This window comes from Gilliamella sp. App2-1 (assembly GCF_001690255.1).
Lineage (GTDB): Bacteria > Pseudomonadota > Gammaproteobacteria > Enterobacterales > Orbaceae > Gilliamella > Gilliamella apicola_G.
The window spans coordinates 34,429-41,698 of record NZ_LZGR01000072.1 but is presented as its reverse complement, the minus strand read 5'-3'; the positions used below and the strand labels follow the sequence as shown (position 1 = coordinate 41,698).

5 protein-coding genes are annotated in these 7,270 nt (G+C 34.6%); 4 read left to right on the top strand and 1 reads right to left on the bottom strand.

The features are described from left to right. On the top strand, positions 1–1,053 hold a 1,053-nt coding region (locus A9G22_RS09955), incomplete at its 5' end, for an SEL1-like repeat protein (RefSeq protein ID WP_141670046.1). Between the two features lie 567 nt (positions 1,054–1,620). Here A9G22_RS09955 and ppc read toward each other — a convergent pair. Then, positions 1,621–4,266 carry a phosphoenolpyruvate carboxylase gene (ppc, locus tag A9G22_RS09945; protein ID WP_075508812.1) on the bottom strand — a complete coding sequence of 882 codons (2,646 nt, stop codon included), beginning with the start codon at positions 4,264–4,266 and terminating at the stop codon, positions 1,621–1,623. A 351-nt stretch (positions 4,267–4,617) separates the two neighbouring features. Between ppc and A9G22_RS09940 the strand changes: the two genes are divergently transcribed. The 3 genes from A9G22_RS09940 to A9G22_RS09930 all read left to right on the top strand — a co-directional run bounded on the left by A9G22_RS09940 (position 4,618) and on the right by A9G22_RS09930 (position 7,260). Continuing rightward, positions 4,618–5,109 carry an NADH-quinone oxidoreductase subunit J gene (locus A9G22_RS09940; RefSeq protein WP_065585696.1) on the top strand — a complete coding sequence of 164 codons (492 nt, stop codon included), beginning with the start codon at positions 4,618–4,620 and terminating at the stop codon, positions 5,107–5,109. Position 5,110: 1 nt separating this feature from the next. Beyond that, positions 5,111–5,413, top strand: coding sequence for an NADH-quinone oxidoreductase subunit NuoK (gene nuoK / locus A9G22_RS09935; RefSeq protein WP_065585697.1), 303 nt, complete (start codon positions 5,111–5,113; stop codon positions 5,411–5,413). A 107-nt stretch (positions 5,414–5,520) separates the two neighbouring features. Further along, complete coding sequence (locus tag A9G22_RS09930; protein ID WP_176700264.1) at positions 5,521–7,260, top strand: NADH-quinone oxidoreductase subunit 5 family protein; 1,740 nt, start codon at positions 5,521–5,523, stop codon at positions 7,258–7,260. Positions 7,261–7,270 lie beyond the last annotated feature (10 nt).

The following is a 7,270-nucleotide window of genomic DNA, read 5'->3' as shown; positions in this document are numbered from 1 at the left end:
AAAATACTATTAATAATATTGTTATCCATTTCTTATAGTGCAATGGCTGCAATTTATAAGACCCAATCTGACGATACTCAATTAAAGCTTAAAGATTCAGATTCATTACTTCCTTCTTTGCGTTTGTCAGCAGAAAAAGGAAATGCAGAAGCTCAATACTCATTAGGAAATATTTATAAACAAGGATTGGGTGTTGAAGCAAGTGACGTTCGAGCTTTTTTCTGGTATAAAAAAGCTGCAGAGCAAGGGCTTGCCAAAGCACAAAACAATTTAGCGTTTATGTATCAAAGCGGATTAGGAACCAAGCGTGATTTAAACGAAGCAGTTAAATATTTTAAATTAGCAGCTGATCAAAATTATGCCTTGGCTAAATATAATTTAGCTTTAATGTATCAAGAAGGTGAAGGCGTAGAAAAAAACACATTAATTGCAATTGACTATTTTACACAAGCAGGTGATGAAGATATTTATGACGCTTATTTAAACCTGGGTATGATCTATTTTTTTGGTGATGGCGTACCCGAAGATCGCATGACAGCGGCTGATTGGTTTAGTAAAGCTGCAAAAGATAATATTCCCGAAGCGCAATATTATTTGGGGCTAATGTCAGAAAATGGTGAGGGTCTGACACAAGATTATATGGCGGCTAGCTATTTTTATACACAAGCGGCAGAACGAGGGCATGTGCTGGCTATGTATAATTTAGCCATTATGTATGCAACAGGCACAGGAACCAAACCTGACAATACGCAAGCTGCCTATTGGTTTACTAAAGCTGCTGAAGCAGGCAATGCTGATGCTCAATATAATATTGGCGTGATGTATGATGTAGGTGGTGGTGTTGCTAAAGACGAGAAAAAAGCTGTTGAATGGTATCTAAAAGCGGCAGAGCAAGGCAGTGTTGATGCCCAATATAATTTGGGGGTGAAATATTTAGAAGGTGTAGCTGTTGATAAAGATCAAGAGCGTGCTATCTATTGGTTTACTAAAGCTAGCGAGCAAGAGGACCCAGACGCTAAAGCTTATTTAGAACGACTATTACCTAAAAAATAAGAAAGCATTGCTTTTTTAGATGGTTGACAGACCTCGATATCATTCAGGGGATTATTTTTTATTGGGATGCTATCAAAAAAGAATTAAAAATACGCTATCGTCTACCATACCTTTTTGTTCATTGTGATAATAATGTGCTGTGTTTGATTAGTCATAACGGCGATATTTTTGGATAGTTGTTTTATCAATTCATACCTGTCTGGTAGTAAAAATATCGGTGCTTTTGGAGCTATTATAAATATACTTCCTTTTGATTTCCCTCTTGATATATCAATCTATTATCAGCACTTGTTTTTTGCCCCATATTACATCAATAAATGATCTTTGTTAAAAAACAAAAAAAATAAAAACTCAAATAAAATCAATGCGTTTCCTGACGATTTTTTATTGGCAATAAGATCGCTTTTTGTTCGGTGGAGCGAATTTATATTTGATACAGTTGGATTTAGAATATTTGAGTATTTTCGACATTGAGCAATAGCTTTGGCTATTTTATACATCAATGAGATCAAAGAACTCGTTAAAAAGCGAGTTCTTTGTTAACAACAGTAAAAGCATTGAACTTTTTTAACCTGAGTTTCGCATACCAGCTGCAATTCCAGAAATAGTAATCATTAATCCCTGTTCTACTATAATATTTCCGTTATTGCTGTATTTTCGTGAACGACTTAATAATTCAGCTTGTAATAAATTTAATGGTTCAATATAAGTATTACGCAAGGCCACCGACTGTGCTATCCACGGTAAATCAGCCATTAAGCTAATATCATCAGTAATGGTTAGCACGGTATTGATATCTTTAGTTAACAAATTTCTTAACTCTGCGCCTAATGGCCATAAAGCAGGATCAACTAAACGTTGTTCGTAATATTCGTGGATGTTTGGTGCCGCTTTGGCATAGACCATTTCAAGCATCCCTAACCGGGAATTAAAAAAAGGCCAATTGTGATACATCTCTTTAAGAAGATTTTGTTTACCTTCTTCAATTGCAGCTCTAAGTGCACTACCAGCACCAAGCCAAGACGGTAGCATTAAACGGTTTTGTGTCCATGCAAAAATCCATGGGATAGCACGTAAACTTTCAATACCGCCGCCCGTACGGCGTTTTTGTGGTCTAGAACCAAGTGGTAATCTACCTAATTCAGCCTCTGGTGTTACTGCTCTAAAATAATCAACAAACTCAGCACGTTCTCGTACATAACTGCGATAGCAATTGCATGAAAGTTCTGACATTTTATCCATGATCTCGCGCCATTCTTGTTTGGGTGCTGGTGGTGGCAATAAGTTGGCTTGTAAAATCGCTGATGTATACAGCATTAAACTGCTGAGCGCCACTTCTGGTAGACCAAGTTTAAAACGAATCATTTCGCCTTGTTCGGTAACTCTAAGCCCGCCTTTTAATGAACCTGGGGGTTGTGAAAGTAGTGCGGCATGCGCTGGTGCTCCACCTCGACCTATTGAACCGCCTCGCCCGTGGAATAGCACTAAATTAGTATTATATTTTTTAAATAAGCTAACTAATTCTTCTTGCGATCGATATTGTGCCCAAGAGGCTGCGAGTGTTCCTGCATCTTTAGCCGAGTCAGAGTAGCCTATCATCACCATCTGCTTACCTTGAATTTTATTGCGATACCAAGGAATATCCAGCAGTTTTTGCATCACCGATTTTGCGTTATTTAAGTCTTCTAATGTTTCAAATAACGGTGCAACTGGAATATATTTTTGGCAATCAACAATTTTTAATAATAAGTAAACGGCTAATATATCAGAAGGGGCTTTAGCCATTGATATGACATATGAAGCAATCGACTCTTCGCCAGCTTTTTTTATTACACGACAAGTATCTAGTACTTCTTGGACCATTTGATCTGGTTGCCAGTTATAAGGTAATAATGGTCGATTGGATTGTAACTCTGTTAATAAAAATGCTTGTTTTTCTTCCTCTGACCATTTTGCATAACTACCTAAATTAAGTTCTTTAGTTAATGCGTCAAGTGCCTCGGTGTGTACAGAGCTGTCTTGGCGAATATCTAATCTGACTAATTGTAAACCAAAAATGTTTATGCGTCGTAAAGTATCAAGTAATGGACCATGGGCTATGGTTGACATGCCATTATCAATTAATGATTCATAGCAGGTATAAAGCGGTATCCATAATTGTTCATTTTTAATTAAAATATCACTAGGTGGTAATACTCTTTCATTATTCAGCAAAGCTTCAATATAATTATGAGTGGTAATTAAACGTGTTCGTAATTGTTTCATTACAGCTCGATAGGGCTCGGAAAGAGTTTTGTTTTTTTCATCTAACAGATCAATAACTGAATCATTACATTCTGTCATTGAAAGTTCACGAACAAGTGTTTGAATATCGGCTAAAAATAACTCTATGGCTTTTAATCTAGCTTGTAGCATGACCTTTTCGGTCACTTTTGCTGTCACATTTGGATTACCATCACGATCTCCGCCCATCCATGAGGTGAATTTAATAGGCACATGCTCAACCGGTAATTGCTCTTCAAAGGCATCTACTAACTGGTCATTAAGCTCACGTAAAAAGAGAGGCACGCCTTCCCATAAGCTATCTTCAATGACCGAAAATCCCCATTTGGCTTCATCAATGGGGGTAGGGCGTTTTTTGCGGATTTCATCGGTATACCATGCCTGACAAACTAACTGTTTTAAGCGACGCATAATTCGTTCTACTTCATAGTCGGCTAAATCATCATGATCCAGTTGAGATAAACAGTTATTAATAGAAGTATAAGTATTTATCATGGTTCTGCGATTAATTTCGGTTGGATGTGCGGTTAGTACCAATTCAATCGATAACTCATTAATCGCTTCTGTAATGGTTTGATTTGAAAAATTGAGATTTTTAAGTATACTAAATAATTCAGTCATTTTTTTTGGACTACTAAATGCTTCCCCATGGGGTGAAATACCATAATATTCAGCAGCCGTATTGACTAAGTTTAAAAACTGATTAAATGCACGTGCAACATGTAATAAATCATCATCATTAAGGTTTTCAATTAATGTGAGTAGCTCATTATGTGCTTGGGTGTTTCCTTGTTGAGCTGATTTTGATAATTGTCTTATTTTTTCAACTAAATCAAATGTTTCATTACCGGTAGCGCGTTTTATCGCATTACCCAGTAAGGTACCTAACATATTGACATTGCTTCGCATTGAGGAGTATTGGTTATTCATTGTTTTCTCGTCTTAGATTTTATTATGCCTAGGCGCCTTTAAGCTGTATGACTAAAATGTCAATTTAATCGGACTGGTATAATTATTGGTTAGTGTGCTTAAGTTATGTACTTTATAATAAATTTCATTTGAATTTAAATAATAAAATTTTATGGTTTTTATTTTTTTTAATCGTTTTAATTATATTTGCCATGAAATATCAACCAATAAAAATATTTATTTCATGTTTAAATGTTTACCACATCACTGTTTGAAAGGTTTAATTTTAGATGAACTGAGTATTTGTAAACTGTATATTAAAATCATTTGGGTATATACTAACAGCATTATGCATACATATTGGATTATTTAATGATCGCTGTTTTTTATATCGCGTCGATTATTGCTGTCGTTGCTAGTGTAAAAGTGATTAGTAGCTTACGAGTTGATAAAGCAATTTTATATCTTGTTATTTCACTTTTTGCTTCTGCGTTGATATTTATTCTGCTTAATGCATCTTTTTCTGCTGTTTTATATATTCTATTATTTATTGGTGGTTCGGTGACTCTTTTTTTACTTGTCGCATCAATTTTGAGAATCAGCGTGGATAAGGTGGAAAACAATAAGCAGGGAATTAGTCCTAAAATTTGCTTAGAACCATTAATCTTGGCCTTTATTCTACTCGTAGCGCTTATTTATGGAGTAGTAAATGCCAACTATTCAGAAATGAAGGAAACTCATGAATTAATGCATGAAATGTCCATATATGCCTACATTTTGATGGCTGAATTAGCCCTGTTTTTATTATTTGGCGCAGCGGTCATTGCTTATCATTTCATGCATCGACTGTTGTCGGAGAAATAATATGATTCCACTTATGTATTGTCTTATTCTTGCCTCTATATTATTTGTGATTGGTCTTTTAGGGGTAATGATTCGCCGTAATTTTTATTTTTTATTACTTAGCCTTATGATTATGAATAATGGTGCTATAGTTGCGCTAGTTGCGGCAAGTAGTTATTGGCAGCAATCTGATGGGCAAGTACTTGCAATATTAGCGGTAATAACAGCTTTAGCTGAAGTTTGTGTCGGTCTTGCATTAATGGTGAAACTATTCTATCGTCGAAAAATCTTTAATATTGACTCATTGAGTGAAATGAAAGGATGAATTTACTTTATTTAACTATTATTGTTCCCTTACTCTCTTTTCTAGTATTGGTTAGCCTAGGAAGACATATTCGATCGATTAATGTGATGATTATTGGGATTAGTACTATGCTAATCATTACATTAATTACTGTATTTTCTTGCATCGATTTTAATGCAAATACAGTACCAGACATGATCTTAGTTTATACTCAACCATTGTGGAATTGGTTTTCAGTGGGTGATTTTACTGTGCCTATTTCTTTAACCTTAGATGGTTTATCGCTAACCTTTTTATCATTAATCTCATTCTTCGGTTTATTAATATACTTTTTTGCAGCTTGCTATTTAACGTCAAGAGAGGATATTTATACCTTTTATGCTTATAGCAATTTATTAATTGCCAGCATATTAACCGTCGTATTAGTTGATAATCTATTTGTTATGTTAATTGGTTGGGAAGGTTTGAGCATAAGTGCTTACTTACTTATTGGTATTTACAATAAACAGCCTCGTAATGGTTATGCAGCTGTTAAAGCATTTGTGATTATGCATTTAACCGATATATTTTTAATTATTGCCATATTTTTACTATATCAAACTTTAGAAACCTTAAATATTCGTGAAGTTTTGGAGCAGGCACACGAGAATTTGGCTATTGATTCAGATATCATATTTTGGATAACCTTAATGCTGTTTCTTGGTGCAATGAGTAAATCAGCCCTATTTCCTATGCATTCATGGTTTACTGAAACAACATTAGCCCCAATGCCTGCATTAGCTTTGTTGCAATCTTCAACAGTAATTTTAGCAGGGGTATATTTAGTCTTAAGACTTAGTCATTTGTTTATGATGTCGAGCGACGTTCTTGCTATGATAGCGATGATTTCATCATTGACTATATTATTTGCTAGCACTATCGCATTAGTACAGTATGATATTAAACGGATTATCACGTATATCAATTTAGCGCAAATTAGTTATTTATTTTATGCTTTTTCAACGCAGAGTTGGAATTTATCACTGAATTGCTTAATTAATTATACCGTAACAAGTACTTTGCTGATTTTGGCCTCATCAATTTTAATCAAAAAATGTCAAGGTGAGCGAGATATTAGCAAATTAGGCGGTTTAATTAAATCTTTTCCGCTGTTGCATGTAGTATTTTTAATAATTATGTTGTCTCTTAGTGCTATGCCTTGGATTTCAGCATCATTTTACGTTAAAGGGGATATTATTTGGGGCCTAATGGCTGAAGATAGATTGATATCTGGAACGATTGGTTTGATGGGTATTTTATTTTCTAGCTTAGGTATTTGGCGTTTAATTTCAATGGTATTTTATCACAAACAAAAACAGCATGAGTTTGCGAAAACTAAATGGATAAGTTATTGCCCGATTTTCATCTTATTGATATTTACTACAGCTTTGTTCATTTACGTTCCATTGCCGATTCAAGGTATTGTTCCTATGGGTAATATTAAAACCAATGGACAATTATCGTTCCAGCTATTGTCAGCTGCAGTGACAATATTAAGCTTTTTTATTGCCTATATTTTATACGCACATCGACGAAATAGCGAAGTGCAAGAAGTACTCAATACACCAATAATTAAATTCTGTTTACGTTTATGTCATAGTGATTGGCGTTATGATTATTTATTAAACAGTTTATTTGTCAAGCCTTATGTGTATTTAGCCAAATTGTTAAAAAAAGATCCCCTAGCTTTATGGGATAATTGGATAATGTGGGGAATCAAAAAAGTAAATTCATTCATCGTTGACCTAGAAAACGGACAAATTCGGTGGTATATGGTTTCGATGGTTATAGGTAGCATTATCATATTAATGCTACTGATTTTTATTTAATAAAGGTGTA

What these genes read in the sequence shown, in the direction of transcription:
- ppc (WP_075508812.1), bottom strand. Translation starts at nt 4,266, where the DNA reads ATGAATAACCAATACTCCTCAATGCGAAGCAATGTCAATATGTTAGGT.
- A9G22_RS09940 (WP_065585696.1), top strand. Translation starts at nt 4,618, where the DNA reads ATGATCGCTGTTTTTTATATCGCGTCGATTATTGCTGTCGTTGCTAGT.
- nuoK (WP_065585697.1), top strand. Translation starts at nt 5,111, where the DNA reads ATGATTCCACTTATGTATTGTCTTATTCTTGCCTCTATATTATTTGTG.
- A9G22_RS09930 (WP_176700264.1), top strand. Translation starts at nt 5,521, where the DNA reads ATGCTAATCATTACATTAATTACTGTATTTTCTTGCATCGATTTTAAT.